The sequence below is a fragment of the Providencia sp. PROV119 genome, assembly GCF_028482435.1.
Classification (GTDB): Bacteria; Pseudomonadota; Gammaproteobacteria; order Enterobacterales; family Enterobacteriaceae; genus Providencia; species Providencia stuartii.
Genome location: NZ_JAMPQL010000018.1, coordinates 47494 through 63055, shown reverse-complemented (window position 1 = coordinate 63055; position 15562 = coordinate 47494). Strand labels below are relative to the sequence as shown.

Here is a 15562-nt window from a genome sequence, read left to right as displayed (position 1 = left end):
TTAAACAAATACAAACTCCTTTTAGAAACATGAAACAGGTCAAATATAATAATGCTATAAGCATTAATATTAATATCGAAAAGGATAATTAAATAAAAAGCTAATGAGTTATTTATTAAATTAATATTAAGAGTTTTATTTAATTAACTTTAACATTAGTAACAACTTAAAAACATCTCTATATGAGATGCAGGATACTAATATGTTCGAAAACATAACGTTTCACCAAGTAAAACGTCATGAGAACAGGAAACTAGCTGAAATTGCTCAGTTTTTAAAAGAGAACGACCTCGATATTGATTCAAGCATTGACGTTTTTATTACAATTACGCGCAATGATAAATTAATTGCATGTGGTGGCCTCGCTAAAAATGTTATTAAATGTGTGGCTATCAGTGATCATGTTCGTGGTGAAGGTCTTGCATTAAAATTAGCCACTGAATTAGTTAACCTTGCCTACGAAAATAATACAACCCATCTCTTCATTTATACTAAAACTCAAAACGAAAGTTTATTTCAACAATGTGGATTCCATACTTTGGCTACTGTGCCAAATATCATGGTATTAATGGAAAATAGTTGTTGTTACTTAAAACGCTATATTAAAAACTTAAAAAACTACCGTAAAGAAGGCAAAAAAATAGGTGCTATCGTGATGAATGCCAATCCATTCACTCTGGGTCACCGCTATTTAATCGAAAAAGCCGCTCAATCTTGTGATTGGCTACATTTATTTGTCGTCAAAGAAGATACCTCACGGTTCCCTTATAGCGTTCGCTTAGCACTGATTGAGGCTGGCACCAAAGGAATTGAAAATCTCACTATCCACAAAGGCTCTGAATACATCATCTCAAGAGCGACTTTTCCCTGCTATTTCATCAAGGACAAAGCCGTTGTTGATAATTGTTATACCGAAATCGATATCAAAATTTTCCGTCAATATATTGCACCAGCACTGGGGATCACACACCGTTTTGTGGGCACTGAGCCTTTTTGCAAAGTCACTAATCAATATAACGAAGACATGCGCTATTGGCTCGAAACTCGCACGCTTAGTTATCCACCTATTGAGCTGGTTGAATTTCCGCGAATGGTCTATGACGGCACGGCGGTATCCGCCTCACAAGTTCGTAGACTGCTTGCTAAAAAAGATCTTGCGGCGATCAAGCCGATTGTTCCCGAGGCAACCTATCGCTATTTAGAGGATATGTTAGCTTCCCGTTCAACATCGGCCCCTCACCGTATCGAAAATTCTGAATTAGTCACAGGTGAACTATGAAAATACTCCACGCAGCCGTTGCAGGCACGCTTGAATCAAGCGATGTCATGGTACGAATAGAACCCTTAGAAGACACGCAGGAAGTTTCAATACAAATCAGCAGTAGTGTTGAGAAACAGTTTGGTGATGCGATTGAAAAAATTGTCCTTGAATTGATTGAACAACATGAAATTGAAGGCGCTCAAATCATTATTGATGATAAGGGTGCCCTTGAATGTGTTCTTAGAGCGCGCCTAGAAGCCTTGCTTGCAAGAGCATGTGATATCACTGCATTGCCTTGGGAGGACAAATAATGACACCGGAAAGAAAAACTCGGACGCGTAGAAGCATGCTGTTTGTCCCCGGCTCTAATGCCGCAATGCTGAGTAACTCATTTATTTACAAAGCCGATGCGTTGATGTTCGACCTTGAAGACTCCGTCGCCTTGCGCGAAAAAGATACGGCTCGTCGTTTGGTCTATCATGCGCTACAACACCCTTTATATCAGGATGTTGAAACCATTGTTCGTGTCAATGCACTGGATTCCGCTTTCGGCGTCGCAGACTTAGAAGCCGTTGTTCGCGGTGGTGCTGATATTGTGCGTTTACCCAAAACAGATACAGCACAAGATGTTATTGATATCGAAAATGAAATTTTACGTATTGAGAAAAGCTGTGGTCGCGAACCTGGTAGCACCGGTTTGCTTGCTGCTATTGAATCACCGATGGGGATCACACAGGCAGTCAACATTGCTCACTCATCACCCCGACTTATTGGCATCGCATTAGGTGCCGAGGACTATGTCCGCAATTTGCGTACCGAGCGGTCTCCAGACGGTATTGAACTCCTCTATGCTCGGTGCGCCATTTTACAAGCTGCACGCTCAGCCGGTATTCAAGCATTTGATACCGTGTACTCTGACGCCAATAATGAAGAAGGTTTCTTAAAAGAAGCCGCACACATTAAGCAACTTGGTTTTGATGGCAAATCCTTAATTAATCCTCGTCAAATCGAACTCCTTCATAACCTTTATGCGCCGACACAAAAAGAAGTGGATCACGCCCAACGCGTTGTTGATGCCGCCAATGCCGCGGAACAAGAAGGCCGTGGTGTGGTTTCACTGAACGGAAAAATGGTTGATGGCCCTGTCATTGACCGAGCACGCTTAGTGCTTTCACGAGCGGCATTATCAGGTATTCGAGAAGAGTGAGGCATTGAAAATGACAACGATAACACAGCGCCAGGCGCGCGTATCAGCCTATTTTGACCATATAACTGACGACGCCCCTCGTCAATTTAAAGATATTGGCAAAGTACAACAACAAGTTCAAAAACCCCGCAATCGCAAACTGTGTGATGATTTGCAAGTCGCCATCCGCCGTTCAGGTTTAAAAGATGGCATGACCATTTCATTCCACCATGCTTTTCGTGGCGGTGATTTGACCATCAACCTTGTCATGCAAGTGATTGCAGAGATGGGATTCCGTAATCTCACTCTGGCTTCTAGCTCGTTGAGTGCTTGCCATTCCCCATTAGTAGAACATATTCGCCATGGTGTTATCCGCAAAATTTACACATCCGGTATTCGTGGGCCATTAGCAGAAGCCATTTCCCGTGGTGAATTAGCTGAACCAGTACAGATTCACTCGCATGGTGGGCGAGCTAACCTGATCCATAGCGGCGAACTGAATATCGATGTGGCTTTTATTGGTGTTCCATCTTGTGATGAATACGGTAATGCCAATGGCTATACCGGTGAAGCTTGTTGCGGTTCATTAGGTTATGCAAAAATTGATGCCGAAACGGCAAATAAAGTCGTGATGCTAACCGAAGAGTTACTCCCTTATCCACATAACCCTGCTAGCATCAAACAAGATGAAGTCGATTATATCGTCAAAGTAGCGCGTGTGGGGGATGCCGACAAAATCGGTGCCGATGCAACTCGAATGACCTCTAATCCGCGTGAATTACTGATTGCGCGAACAGCAGCAGACGTCATCGAAAAATCAGGCTACTTTAAAGAAGGTTTTTCACTACAAACGGGGACTGGCGGTGCTTCACTTGCCGTCACTCGTTTCCTTGAAGACAAAATGCGTCGCCATAACATCTGTGCAGGTTTTGCATTAGGGGGTATCACATCCACGATTGTTGATCTGCATGAAAAAGGCTTTATTCGCAAGTTAATTGATGTGCAGAGTTTTGACCGTGCTGCGGCAATGTCACTCGCCCGCAACCCGAATCACATTGAAATCAGCGCCAATCAATACGCTTGCTTTGACTCAAAAGGGGCCTCTGTTGATATGCTTGACGTTGTTGTACTCAGCGCCCTCGAAATTGATACACGCTTTAATGTCAACGTGTTAACTGGCTCAGATGGAGTGATCCGCGGTGCATCTGGCGGACACAGTGATACCGCGGTTGCATCAAAACTGTCAATCATTGTTGCACCTTTAGTACGTGGTCGCATTCCAACTTTAGTCGATGAAGTGATCACTTGTGTTACCCCCGGCTCTAGCGTCGATATTCTCGTCACTGACCATGGTATTGCCGTCAACCCTGCCCGTCCTGAGCTAAAACAGCAATTGGAAAGTCAGGGCATAAAAACGGTCTCCATTGATTGGTTACGCGAACGTGCTGAACTGTTAACGGGTAAACCTAATCCGATTGAATTTACAGACAAAGTCGTGGCAGTAGTTCGTTATCGCGATGGCTCTGTAATTGATGTCGTGCATCAGGTTAAGGAGTAACACCATGTTTTACCCACTGCCTGATACGATAGAGCAACCTGAAATTTCTTTATCTGAATTGTTGGCAAGCCGTGATGTTCGTCAGGCTCGGCAACAACAATGGATTGGTCTCCATCAGGTAACCCTGATTTCGTTTACTGTCGTTTTTCCTGGACCTGTTAAAGATAATCATCTTGTCAGGCAAATCTTTAATCAGGGATTAAATGCGCTTAAACAGGTGGCTCAATGCAGGCAGTGGGTACTTTTAGCACAACAATCTTTCGCTTTACCAACAGGCCCTGAATGTTTCGTGGCAGTCGATGCCGATGCCATTGAGGTTAAAACTGCCTTAATTGAAGCAGAAGAGTTATCAGCGGTCGGTCGTCTATGGGATTTTGATGTCTTTGATGCACAAGGGAGGCAATATTCGCGCTCTGAGCTGCAACTTCCTCCTAGACACTGCTTAATCTGCGAAAAAGAAGCTAAGATCTGTGCGCGAGAGCGTGCTCATTCATTAAGTGAAATTATTCATCAGATAGAGGTGCTAGCCAATGCGTCCAATCACGATTGAGCAAACAGAGCAACTCACACAAGAGATCGTGCACTACTACAGCCAACTCGGCTGGCAAGCCATGATGGCAGAAGTCAATTTAACCCCCAAACCAGGGTTAGTTGATAAATTCAATACTGGTGCTCATAAAGACATGGCGCTGACCGATTTTCATCTTAGTGCTCATGCTATTGCACAACATTTTCCTGACTTTTTACTGGCAGGCGCCAAATATAAGCAGTACCCCATCGAGCAAGTTTTGACGCTTATTCGCCCTATTGGTATAGCTTGTGAAAAGTCGATGTTCCAATCCACCAAAGGGGTTAATACCCATAAAGGATCAATATTTTCTCTTGGATTACTACTAACCGTTATTGGTCGCCAATTAGCACTGCATGAACCCGTTTCAGCCATGAGTATCAGTAATGGGGTATCACAAATGTGCCGAGGCATTACCGCGGAACTAAAACATAAAACGATCCGTCCTACAGCAGGCCAGCGGTTATATCAATCTTTCGGTTTGACAGGCGCGCGCGGTGAAGCTGAAAGTGGTTATCAATTAGTCGTCAATTTATCGCTCCCCTACTATTTAAAACAACTTGTTGAAGGTAAACCACAAGAACTCGCATTACTTGAAACGTTAATCCTATTAATGGCGAACAATGATGATACCAATGTTGCCAATCGTGGTGGATTGGAAGGGTTAGCATGGTTAAAAACACAAGCGCAAACTTTACTCGACCAAGGTGGATTAACAACCTCTGCTGATTTAGAAAAAATTAAATCATTCGATAATCAATGTATCGCAAAAAATTTAAGTCCTGGAGGAAGTGCTGATTTACTTATTTTAACGTGGTTTTTATCTCGGTTACCTTATTCAAAAGACAGGATCCATTTTACTCATTAATAAAAAAATAAATTTAAATCAACATAGGAAAATTAAAAATCATTTTAATAAAGATATGTTAATTAAATATTGATTATTAGTTTAACGAATTTATAACTTATTTGGTATTGAAGAAGAGATTGACACTCTTCAACGAATCTCTGCATGCCAAATTTGTCATTAAACAAATTCATAATATTAAAGTTCATAAAATTTAATATTAATTAAGTTTAGTATTAATATTAAGGAAACTGGCCTATGCAAAAAGATAAAATATGGAAGCTATTTATTCTAATAGCGATTCCCATAATCATATCGCTTATTCCCACGCCGGAGGGGCTACCCCATATTGCTTGGTTACTATTTGGTCTCTACTTAGCCGCTATCGTCGGGCTGGTACTAAAACCTTATTCTGAACCTGTAATATTGTTAGCCACCATTGCTGCAAGTGCGACGATCATCGGTGTGACTGGCACTAAAGATGTCAAAGTGAGCGAGGTCTTAAGTGGTTATGCTTCGGGTACAACATGGTTAGTCTTTGCAGCGTTTACACTCAGTGCTGCTTTCGTGATCACTGGGTTAGGTAAACGACTTTCCTATGTTTTAATTGGTAAATTAGGTAGTACGACATTAGGTCTTGGCTATGTAACTGCCATCCTTGACTTAATTATCGCGCCTGCAACCCCCTCCAATACCGCGCGTGCTGGTGGGATTGTTTTCCCTATCATTAATAGTGTGGCTGTGGCTCTGGGTTCAGATCCCGAAAAAAGCCCTCGAAAAGCAGGTCACTACCTTTTAGTGAACGTTTATATGGTGACAAAAACCACCAGCTATATGTTCCTAACAGCTATGGCTCCAAATGCGTTAGCACTGGCGATGATGAGCGATATTATGGGCATTAGTTTGAGTTGGGGAGGCTGGGCGCTTGCAGCCGCAGTTCCGGGTCTTATCATGCTCATTTTAACGCCATTCATTATCTATAAGCTTTATCCACCTGAGTTAAAAAAGGTCAACAACAAAGAGATCGCCGCAAAAGGTTTAGAAGAGCTTGGCCCCATGACGGTAAGAGAAAAGCTGCTGAGTATTGTGTTCCTATTAGCTTTAGCGGGTTGGATCTTTGCCGATAAAATTGGTGTCAGTGCTTCCACTGTTGCGATTTGTGTTATGGCTTTGACATTAATTCTGGGCGTTGTGACTTGGGATGATGTGCTAAAAAATAAAGGTGGCTGGAATACCTTGATTTGGTACGGCGGTATCATCGGGATGTCTGGTGTACTGACAAAAGCTGGCTTTTTCGAATGGTTAGCCAATGTCATGGGTCAACACCTCTCATTCGGTGATCAAACCATGCTCGCCTTCTTTGTGATTATGTTTATCAGTGTTGCGATACGTTACCTCTTCGCGTCTGGCGGTGCTTATGTCGCTGCAATGGTGCCTGTGTTTGCAACTGTCGGTATGGTTGCGGGTGCACCACCAATGCTGCTAGCCCTCGGTCTACTCTTCTCGAATGCTTACGGTGGCAGCTTAACCCACTACGGAGGCGCGGCAGCACCAATCGTCTTCGGTGCTGGCTACAACGATATTCGTTCTTGGTGGATTATAGGTGGTATCGTTGCATTCTTAAGTTTACTGGTACATATGACAATTGGTTTAGGCTGGTGGGAAATATTAATCAGCTCCGGTTTAATTTAGAAAATAATAATCTGAATACAAATTAAATTAACAATGGGATCTGAGCTTATGAGATCCCATTTAAATATAAAATGCCCTCTTCCTATTATTTTGCTGTGCTACCGGCAGCGATTGTTTTTATTTCATGCCATCAACAGCATAAATAATAAATGAGCAATACTCTAAATAGGAAAATACATGAAAAAAATACCTTGTATGTTGATGCGTGGCGGCACATCTAAAGGCGTATTTTTATTAGCAGATGACCTACCAAAGAATATCCAAGAGCGCGATGAACTTATATTAGCTATTATGGGATCGGGCCACGCACTGCAAATTGATGGTATTGGTGGTGGTAGCCCTCAAACCAGTAAAGTGGCAATCATTAGCCGCTCTCCCCACCCTGATGCCGACATTGATTATTTATTTGCTCAAGTTTCAGTGACGGAACGTATTGTTGATACCGCGCCTAATTGTGGCAATATTCTCTGTGCCGTTGGCGCTTACGCCATCGAAAAAGGGTTAATGCCTATAACAGGTGATGAAACAACAATCCGAATTCGTAATATCAATACGAATACTTTCGTCAACGCCACAGTACAAACACCAAATGGTCATATTGTTTATGAAGGTGATACCACCATTGCAAGCGTTCCTGGTCATGCTGCCCCTATCGCCCTCACATTTTTAAATGCGTGTGGTACAAAAACTGGAAAACTACTCCCCACGGGCCATGCCATTGATACTTTCGATGGCGTCGAAGTCAGTTGTATCGATATGGCGATGCCAGTTGTGCTCATTGACGCCCCTCAATTAAACAAAACGGGTTATGAGAGCGCGGCTCAACTTGAAGCGGATAAGGCGTTTATGCAGCGCCTAGAGAGCATTCGCCGCCAAGCTGGCCTTGCGATGGGATTAGGTGATGTCAGCCAAAAAGTGATCCCCAAGCCTGTTCTGGTTTCCCCTGCAATTCATGGTGGAACGGTTAACGTTCGCTATTTTATGCCTCATAAGTGTCACGGTGCATTAGCTGTTACAGGCGCTATTGCAATAGCGACAGGCACCATCTTAGAAAATAGCGTCATCAAGCGTTATTTAACAAAAAATGTCGATATGCAACATATCTCGATTGAACACCTCAGTGGTCATTTTGATGTTTCACTCAATCAGCAAGGCGACTTCCCAGAAGGGTTACAAGCTTCCATTATTCGAACGGCGCGAAAGCTATTTTCCGGGGATGTGTATGTTCCTTAATCGGTTATCTCTCTGACACATGACGCCTATCTATTATAGGCGTCACCTTTCTCTAATTAGTGCGACTGAAATTCCCCTTGGATCACATAAGAAACTTGATGAGCCTCATCAGGTGTTGGCAATTCTAATTTACTTGCCATACGCTCCATTACCTTTTCTGGCACGGCGTAGTCACGTTGACGATTTTGTTGTTGCCACTGCTTGTAGGGAACTTCCAAATAAATAAGGTGGATTTTCGCCTGATAGCGGGCAAACAAACCGATCATACTGGCTCTTAATGACGCACTTAGTGAAGTTGCATTCCAAATAAAGTCCTTTTTTGCACGTAACAAGACTTTCGCCTGCTCCTTCGCTTGTTGAGCGACCCAACCTTGCGCATTTTTATCGGCAGGATCGATTTTATGCGCGCGACGAATTTTATCAAGGCAGACCACTTCCCATTGCGGATAATGCTGAGCAATAAAGTGATCTTTTCCCATTCCCGGCAAGCCACACAGCATAACCACTTCGCTTCCTTGCTCCTCAAAAGGCTCGTAATCCGTAGTGCCACGCTGGTGATGAAAATAGTGGAAACGCCCAGCCGCCGAAGCAAAAGCTTTTGGTTGCATCCAACACCCCTGTTCGCGACAAAATAGCTCAAATATTTCAATGCGAGACAAGAGTTCCGACTGATCTTGGCATATGCGCCCCAATACGTCCGCCTTTGCTAATAAACACAGCAGTGACATATCAACACGTAAAGAAGCAGCAAATAGCGCCCGCTCAGGGTCGACTTTTTCCATCAACCATAAAGGTAAGCCATGATAGCGAACTAAAGCGGCGATTTGTTCACGTATCGCAAACGGGGTTTCAACCTCTCGATAAAGAATGCGTCGAGCAGATAATTCACCTTTTTTCGCATGACCAGGAGAGATAATACGCCCGTTTTCATCTTCTCGTGTTGTCGTACGCTTTTCAACATCATGCAGCAGTGCTGCTGCCCAAACGATATTTTGCTGTAAAACAGGGAGTTGTTGGTATTCAGGTAATGCTTCGAGTGCTGCTAAAACCATTTGTGTATGTGTTGCCACATCACCTTCGGCATGATGCAGCGCATCTTGCGGTACGCCTCGCATATCACGCACAAAATCAAATTGCGCCTCTAGCTGTGACCATGCGCGTTGTTCAGTCAATTGCCAACTCATACTTCCCCCTTTTGGCGTTCGAACGCTAACTTCGCTCGCTGCCAATGTCTTTTCCAATGAATATCGGTTTTAACATGGTTTTTTCGCACATATTTAAAGGCATGCTGCATAAAATCAGCGACCAAAAAACGGCGGCTATCGCGAGTCACAATGCCTTCCATACTACAAGGTTGCTGAGTAAACGTATCACAAGCCCCAAAAAGGCTATCTTGTGAAGCGGCCTCACTAAGCTGAGCCGCATAAGCCTGTGGCCCAAGTTGCCTATCAATCTTGAGGGTTAGCTCCGGCACTGTTGGAAAATCAAATAGAGCGGCATAAAACTTCACCTCTTCCCAGCTAAGCCAATAGTCACCTTGTCGCACGGCAAAAACATAGAAGTAATCTTCAATATGTTGATATTCAATAGAGTGTATCGCATAGAGGTTTTCGCCAAACAGTTCGATATCCCCTAAATCGTTTTTAATTAACTGCCAGCGCTGGCGGATCTGTTGGCTCCATGCTGACTGTGTTGGCGCAGCATGCGAGCGAGCAAAAACCCCATATTGGCTTAAGCAATTATTTTCACCATCGAGTTTTTCGGTATGTACCAGTTGTTCAATATTCTGGATGTGCGACCACCAATCGCTATTGATACGATCATCACTGGTGGTGCCAGGTGAGAACGGATAGTGATACGTTCTACCATACTTTCTTGATTGCATATTCATCATGCTTTCTCTACAGAAATAGGAAAAACAACAAATCCTTTAGCAAGATTTGCCTCTGTGTTGTGTGAGAAATCAAGAGTTGGTATTACATATCTCTTCCGCGGAACGGCCTCGTTATGGGGTGTTACTTATTCAAAAGTAACAAATTCATTTAAAAACAGGCCGATTCTAGCCTAACTGTCAAGTAAAAGGCTATCAATTTAATCTGAATCTATGACGGTAATGGAGTGGCTTTCATCGCGTATCAGCCCACTTTCACTTTTGCTGTGTCGCGCTGTTTAGCCCCTTTCCCTCAATTTTAAACGTTAAAAATGACAATGTGCCCCTTATCTTAAGGGGCACACCGATGCATTAAAAGGCTAACCTGTGGCTTAATATAAGCCGAGTACAGCACCTACCGCTAAGGTGAAGAAGCTAAACAGCCAAATCCAACCGAATGAATAGCGCAGATGGCGCCCCATATCAATTCCAGCAAGCCCCATTGCCAACCATGCAGCTGGTGAGAATGGGCTAACAAATGTTCCGGCGTTATTACCAATTGCCATTGCATATACGACCGAAGAGGGGTCTACACCAGCCGTTTCAGCGATTTGCTGAATAATAGGTAGCAGAGCAAAGTAATACGCATCGGTACTGGTGAAAATATCCATCGGTACGCCGAGGATGCCAACAAAGATATGGATTTTAGAGACCCATTCTGTTGGTAATATTGCCGTTAAATCTTCAGCGATCGATTTTAGCATTCCCCCATCCGACAAAATACCGAGGAAAGCACCCGCAGCGAGAATAATCGCGACCATGCCTAACGCTTGTGGGGCATGTTCAGAGAGAACCTTCATTTGATCTTTAGGATTAGGAAAATTAACCAGCAAGGCGATTGATAACGCAATCATAAACACATAAGGCGCCGATAACAGTCCAAATGCCAGACAAATAATAGAAGCGACAATTAACCCACCGTTAATCCATGGCTTTTGTGGCTTGTTTATTTGTTCATTCACATCCGCTATTTGCTCATTAGCAGGCAATAAAGAGTCCATCAGATACGGACTCGTGCCTTTAAGTGCAGCAGCGGCAATACGGCGTTTCTCACGTAAACCCATAATTACTGCGAATACCACAGCACCAGCCATACCGATGATCTGCACAGGGATCAAGCTTTGCCATAACGTTGCGGCATCAATGCCTGTCACCGCAGAAGCACGGCCTAATGGGCCACCCCATGGCACCATGTTCATAATCCCCATACTGGCGCACATCAATAACAACATTAAATAAGGGCTCATGCCGAGCTGGCGATATAAAGGCAGCAGTGCTGGAATAATAATCAGGAATGTCGCGGCACCAGAGCCATCTAAATGCACGACACCCGCAATTAGTGTGGTCATCACACACACAATGATCACATTGCCTCGCGTCATTTTGACCATCAAACGGATAAGAGGATCAAAAATATGCAAATCTTTCATCAAACTAAAGAATAAAATAGCGAACAGGAACATCGCCGCCACTTTAGAGACTTTATTGATACCGCTTTCAAAAAAAGCTGAAATTTCAGGGATTGAATACCCTGCAATCAGGGCGCCAATAAAAGGAATACAAGACATTGCAATGATAGGGCTAACTTTTCCCATCATAAGCAAGGTGACGATGGAAAGAATGATCAATATACCGATAATTGTTAACACATTGAGTTCCTTATTAGAATTATATTTTTAAGGTGAAAATTAAATACACTTAAACGAGTATTAATTTATTCCATTGTATATTTTCAATGTTGCGATATGCATTTTGAATATACGGTAAATACACATCTATCTCCCTGACCTTATATAAATCAAAATTAATTTTCGCAAGAGCTAGATCATTTTTTTGCTGAATAACAACCTAAAAATTAGCCATAAAAATCAGCGTTTAAGATAAAAATTTAGAGCAAAACGCTATTAGCACCATTAAAACCATTAATTAAAATTAATACCAATATTAATTGTTTTTTATTTACTTAATTGCTAAGCTGGCGATTATAAGAGGGTAATTATTTTTAATTATCAAACTAGTTTATGTTTTCTATTTTTTTTTAGTGTTTTATTTTCACAATGAGGAGAAACAGACAGAAAATTATACTTTTTCACATAGTTCTCAAATTTATACTTATCTACTTGCATTATTCTGTGACTAATAGAATTGAGCTTTAACTGTAAAAAACCACATGAACAGCACAAAATGATACTGAACTTACTTGTATCATGGATAAATTAATCATGATCACTAAGGAACAAGACAGATGAGCTTCCTATTTTCCCCCGCAGCTTTGGGGCAAATTTCCCTAAAAAACAGGATCATTGTTCCACCGATGTGCCAATATTCCGCCATCGACGGCATGCCAACCGCTTGGCATCATTCACACTATATGAATCTCGCGCTTTCAGGGGCGTCGTTAGTTATTGTCGAAGCTAGCGCAGTCACCCCCGCTGGGCGTATCACCTATAAAGATCTCGGTATCTGGAATGATGAACAGGCAACCGCCCTAAAAAACATGTTAGCAGATATCAGGCAATTTGCTGATGCACGCTTAGGTATTCAAATCGCTCATGCAGGTAGAAAAGCCTCAACAGATCTCCCTTGGCTGGGTGGTCAGAGCCTCTCTAAACAAGAACAAAATGGCTGGGAAACGGTCTCTGCGTCAAACTTGCCTTTTGGTCATTCACACCCGCCAAGAGAACTGAGCAAACAAGAGATCCACGACATCCAACAACAATTTGTCGATGCGGCTAAACGTGCAGAATATGCGGGATTTGATGTTATTGAAATCCATGCAGCCCACGGTTATTTATTGCATCAATTTTTATCGCCAATCGCGAACCAGCGCCAAGATGAATATGGGGGCAATTTTAAAAACCGCAGTCGTCTATTAATCGATGTATTTCGTGCGGTTAGAGATGCAGTTAATCCCAATATTGCTGTTGGCGTTCGAATTTCTGCAACCGACTGGGTTAGTGGTGGATGGGGGGTTCCTGAATCCATTGAACTTACTGAACAACTCGAAGAACTAGGCTGTGATTATATACACGTCTCGTCAGGGGGGTTATCGTCTGAGCAGCAGATCCCTATTAGCCCCAATTACCAAGTGCCACTCGCTCAAGCTATTCATGAGCATACAATGATGCCGGTGATTGCCGTCGGCCTTATTACTGAGCCTAATCAAGCCGAAGCGATAATCGCTACTGGGCAAGCGGATTTTGTATCAATCGGTCGAGGGATACTCTTCAACCCTCGTTGGCCTTGGCATGCGGCAGCGCAACTAGGGCAAAATATCAGTGTTGCACCACAATATTTACGCAGTGCGCCTTATCAATATAAAAAGTTATTTAGCGCATAATAATAGTCACAGCGGTAACAAGACACTTACCGCTGTGATATATCTTAATTAACGCTCAGCTTTTGTACACTGATTAACAAATTCAACCATTGATTTTTGAAAATCAGCTTCTGCTGTTGCTGATTTCGCTAATTCACCTTCAATACGTTTATATTCTTTCAAACCGTATTTTTCGATTGTTTTGTCATATGCACAGGCACAAATTGCGCTAATAGCATCTGCGGTTTCACCGGCTGGACTCCCAGACGCTTTCACACAATCACTCACAAAAACTTTTTTAGATTCAGCGATTTCGGCTTTATCGTCCGAGCATGCTGCTAATAATGTCATAATGCCTGCCATACCCAAAATTAATGCGATCTTTTTCATCTTTAGCCTATTATAAATTTAGTTTGCATTACTATTAATCTAAAAAATTTAAATAAGAGAGTCATATTTAGATTAATTACCCATACCTTTCTCATGTAAATAATAATAGCTGCTTTAATTTAAAAAATCTCTATTATAAGGACTATTTTTAGTAAAAGTCTTATTTTGATAATGCTCGAAAAGAGCGCCATCGATAATAAAAGAGAGCACTTAAAATAAGAATACAACCTATTATTTGGATCATTGGCATCCGTTCATGATACCAAATGGCAGCAACAAACACGGTCATCACCGGTTCTAAAATCATAATAATGGCAGCGTTCGCGGCAGTGGTATTTTTTTGCCCAATCAACTGCAAAATAAAACGTAAGCTGGTTGCTATCACCACACTGGCAATAAACCACATCAATATCGATGGCGCTAACGTGGTTGGCCACTCCTCTAATAAAAGAGATAACGTCAAACCAACCACGCCCGTACAAGCCAACTGAATAGCCGTTAAAGGTAAAACAGGAACACTACGCGCATAGACGCTGGTATAGCAGAAATAAATGGCTTGAACGATTGCGGCAGCTAAAAACCAAAGTTGACTACTCTTAAACTGAACTTGCCCCTTAAACAGGGTTAAACACGCTAAGCCTAATACTGCAACAGGTAACGCTTGCCAAAAATAACGTGTCGGCCGTATTTTTAAAAGCACCCAACCCACTAATGGCACAAACAGCATGGCTAGGCTCATGATAAACGCGCCCTCACCTAGCGAGTCTGTTGTAGCAACGGCATAAATCCATAAAACGAGGTTGAGGGCCATCCATCCCCCCGTCATCAAAATACTCGGTAGTTGTTGCAAGCGAATATGATGGCGTTTCCCCCAACAAAAAGGGGCTAGAATGATCGCCGCCAATAAGAAACGACTACCTAAAAAAGCAAATATTGGCATGCCTTGTACAGCTTCACGAGAAAAAATCCATCCCCATGCGGCAATAAAAGTGGTCAGCACTAAAAATAGTTCGGCTTTCCTTTGCGACTGCATATTTTATTTTACCTATCAATCACGACATTATTGTCATCATCATACTGTCTATACTATTTATGCCAATCTCTATTTTGCCTCCTTGATTAAATAGGGCTTTGAAAACTTCTTCATTTCCTCTTAACACGCCAATGACATTAATAAAATACAGTTATCAATCACTATTCCTTCCTATTGACTGTTTTCTCATCGAATAAATGGGGAAATATGCCATTAAACTGGTCAATTTTTCTGAAATTTTGGGGTGACATAATGCAAATAGATAATTAATCAATGGCTTGATGCAGTGAGCACATTACGCATCAGCTCAAAAAGGTAGGTCGATATGTCAATCACACATAAACATCCATATAACGATTCAGAGAAAATTAGTCAGATAAAAAGCGCTATTAATACACGCAAATATGCTCATCCTGCTGAAATTAGCTTGTTATGGAAAAATGCCATGAACTCATCGTTCAATCTCAGTTGGTCTAAAGTGATGTTAGCGGCGTGTATCTCTACCGCTATTGTATTACTGTTGACATCCTACTAAACAAAAAAAT

15 protein-coding genes are annotated in these 15562 nt (G+C 42.3%); 10 read left to right on the top strand and 5 right to left on the bottom strand.

The genetic code is table 11. From position 1 onward, the window contains the following. Positions 1–202 precede the first annotated feature (202 nt). The 8 genes from citC (at position 203) to PSF11_RS14885 (ending at position 8345) form a co-directional block, all read left to right on the top strand. Entirely contained in the window at positions 203–1279 is a 1077-nt protein-coding gene (gene citC / locus PSF11_RS14920) for a [citrate (pro-3S)-lyase] ligase (protein ID WP_036943776.1), read from the top strand. Beyond that, positions 1276–1572 carry a citrate lyase acyl carrier protein gene (gene citD / locus PSF11_RS14915; RefSeq protein WP_004918755.1) on the top strand — a complete coding sequence of 99 codons (297 nt, stop codon included), beginning with the start codon at positions 1276–1278 and terminating at the stop codon, positions 1570–1572. Before citC ends, citD begins: the two co-directional genes overlap by 4 nt. Further along, positions 1572–2468, top strand: a complete 897-nt coding sequence (gene citE, locus PSF11_RS14910) for a citrate (pro-3S)-lyase subunit beta (protein ID WP_004918754.1) — start codon at positions 1572–1574, stop codon at positions 2466–2468. Before citD ends, citE begins: the two co-directional genes overlap by 1 nt. A gap of 10 nt (positions 2469–2478) precedes the next feature. Continuing rightward, the gene (gene citF, locus PSF11_RS14905) at positions 2479–4005 is read left to right on the top strand and encodes a citrate lyase subunit alpha (RefSeq protein WP_004918753.1); all 1527 of its coding nucleotides are present in this window, start codon (positions 2479–2481) and stop codon (positions 4003–4005) included. 4 nt (positions 4006–4009) lie between these two features. Further along, positions 4010–4555: a citrate lyase holo-[acyl-carrier protein] synthase gene (gene citX, locus PSF11_RS14900; RefSeq protein ID WP_036943774.1), complete on the top strand. Its 546-nt coding sequence runs from the start codon at positions 4010–4012 to the stop codon at positions 4553–4555. Next, the gene (gene citG, locus PSF11_RS14895) at positions 4536–5441 is read left to right on the top strand and encodes a triphosphoribosyl-dephospho-CoA synthase CitG (RefSeq protein ID WP_040133022.1); all 906 of its coding nucleotides are present in this window, start codon (positions 4536–4538) and stop codon (positions 5439–5441) included. The genes citX and citG overlap by 20 nt, the downstream gene beginning before the upstream one ends. A 237-nt stretch (positions 5442–5678) precedes the next feature. Continuing rightward, the gene (locus PSF11_RS14890; protein WP_004918749.1) at positions 5679–7112 is read left to right on the top strand and encodes an anion permease; all 1434 of its coding nucleotides are present in this window, start codon (positions 5679–5681) and stop codon (positions 7110–7112) included. 177 nt (positions 7113–7289) lie between these two features. Beyond that, a complete protein-coding gene (locus tag PSF11_RS14885) occupies positions 7290–8345 on the top strand; it encodes a 4-oxalomesaconate tautomerase (RefSeq protein WP_036943769.1) in 1056 nt (351 codons plus the stop codon). 56 nt (positions 8346–8401) lie between these two features. Here PSF11_RS14885 and PSF11_RS14880 read toward each other — a convergent pair whose 3' ends face one another. The 3 genes from PSF11_RS14880 to PSF11_RS14870 form a co-directional block, all read right to left on the bottom strand. Next, positions 8402–9529, bottom strand: a complete 1128-nt coding sequence (locus PSF11_RS14880; RefSeq protein WP_072502182.1) for an AAA family ATPase — start codon at positions 9527–9529, stop codon at positions 8402–8404. After that, a complete protein-coding gene (locus PSF11_RS14875; RefSeq protein ID WP_196712840.1) occupies positions 9526–10236 on the bottom strand; it encodes an RNA ligase family protein in 711 nt (236 codons plus the stop codon). The genes PSF11_RS14880 and PSF11_RS14875 overlap by 4 nt, the downstream gene beginning before the upstream one ends. Positions 10237–10607: 371 nt before the next feature. After that, positions 10608–11924, bottom strand: coding sequence for a CitMHS family transporter (locus PSF11_RS14870; protein ID WP_014658090.1), 1317 nt, complete (start codon positions 11922–11924; stop codon positions 10608–10610). 596 nt (positions 11925–12520) lie between these two features. Between PSF11_RS14870 and PSF11_RS14865 the strand changes: the two genes are divergently transcribed. Beyond that, positions 12521–13615 carry an NADH:flavin oxidoreductase/NADH oxidase gene (locus PSF11_RS14865; protein ID WP_040133020.1) on the top strand — a complete coding sequence of 365 codons (1095 nt, stop codon included), beginning with the start codon at positions 12521–12523 and terminating at the stop codon, positions 13613–13615. 48 nt (positions 13616–13663) lie between these two features. Here PSF11_RS14865 and PSF11_RS14860 read toward each other — a convergent pair whose 3' ends face one another. Together PSF11_RS14860 and PSF11_RS14855 are read right to left on the bottom strand one after the other, a co-directional pair. Then, complete coding sequence (locus tag PSF11_RS14860; RefSeq protein ID WP_004918736.1) at positions 13664–13984, bottom strand: hypothetical protein; 321 nt, start codon at positions 13982–13984, stop codon at positions 13664–13666. Positions 13985–14144: 160 nt separating this feature from the next. Continuing rightward, positions 14145–15017: a DMT family transporter gene (locus PSF11_RS14855; RefSeq protein WP_004918734.1), complete on the bottom strand. Its 873-nt coding sequence runs from the start codon at positions 15015–15017 to the stop codon at positions 14145–14147. Between the two features lie 325 nt (positions 15018–15342). On the opposite strand from PSF11_RS14855, the gene PSF11_RS14850 reads away from it, so the two are divergent. Then, complete coding sequence (locus tag PSF11_RS14850) at positions 15343–15552, top strand: hypothetical protein (RefSeq protein WP_004918732.1); 210 nt, start codon at positions 15343–15345, stop codon at positions 15550–15552. Positions 15553–15562: the final 10 nt, after the last annotated feature.